The sequence below is a fragment of the Butyricicoccus sp. OF27-2pH9A genome, assembly GCF_027693185.1.
Classification (GTDB): domain Bacteria; phylum Bacillota; class Clostridia; order Oscillospirales; family Butyricicoccaceae; genus Agathobaculum; species Agathobaculum butyriciproducens.
In genome coordinates this window covers 1-805 of record NZ_JAQEXK010000057.1, presented here as the reverse complement: position 1 = coordinate 805, position 805 = coordinate 1, and the positions used below count along the sequence as shown (strand labels likewise).

At 56.9% G+C, this 805-nt stretch carries 1 protein-coding gene and 1 pseudogene; both read right to left on the bottom strand.

What is annotated here, in order from left to right; all coding sequences use genetic code 11:
- Positions 1 to 30 precede the first annotated feature (30 nt).
- The gene (locus tag PG722_RS13990) at positions 31 to 501 is read right to left on the bottom strand and encodes a PcfB family protein (protein WP_073929955.1); all 471 of its coding nucleotides are present in this window, start codon (positions 499 to 501) and stop codon (positions 31 to 33) included.
- Between the two features lie 91 nt (positions 502 to 592).
- Positions 593 to 805, bottom strand: a pseudogene (locus PG722_RS13985) (hypothetical protein); the annotation flags it as partial.

Genomic DNA, 805 nt, shown 5'->3' with positions numbered 1-805 from the left:
TTGGGAGCACATATTTTCTGATCTTGTCACTCAACGTCCGTCCTTCACCGCCTCTCTGGTCCGCTGCTTTTCCTTTGCCTGCGTCCTGATTTGCTCCGTGAATTTCCGAAGCTGGCCGAGGATGGAAGCCTTGTCCTGCTCTTTGTTCAGCACCTTTGCGCTGTACTTCTGGAAGGCCGCCGTGATAGCGTCCGCCTGATTGGCTTTGAAAAACAGCAGGTAATGACCGGGGCTCACTTTATGGAAAGCGTAGTCCACATGGAACTCCTTCGCGATCCGGTCAAAATCCTTTGGGGCTCCCACATAGGGCATGGTGCTTTTGCCGCCATAGTGGTTCATCAGCTTTTTCACGCTCTGGCGTCCCTGCGGGGTCAGCGCCTTCCGGTGGTGCTTTTGCAGCGCCCGCGCTACCTTCCCAAGAGCGGCAGCCAGCACTTTTCCCGTGAGCTTCGTTGTCCTGATCGAAAGGGCAACCGTTTTTTGGTTTACTTCTTCCTGCATAAAACCTCCTTTCCGTCGGGGTTCCCGCTATCCGGGAGGCCCCCGTACAATCTCGGGGAACAGAAAACCTCGGGCCAATGTGGCCCGAGGCTTACCGCTCGGCATCTCTGCCGGACGGAGCTTTCTTTTCCGGCTCCGTCTGGACTTTTTCGTCCTGTTCCCGCATGGTCTGCAAGATAGAGGGCTTCTTTTGAAGTTGGGAGGGCTTTTCGCCGGACAGCGGCTTGATACATTCCAGACGGTCAGCCGCCCGAATGGCGTTGTCCGTGAGCTGCCTCTGCCATGCGCCCACGCTGGGAGCCCA

Bases quoted from the DNA above. Each gene is read 5' to 3' on its own strand.
- PG722_RS13990 (WP_073929955.1), bottom strand. From the start codon at position 501: ATGCAGGAAGAAGTAAACCAAAAAACGGTTGCCCTTTCGATCAGGACA.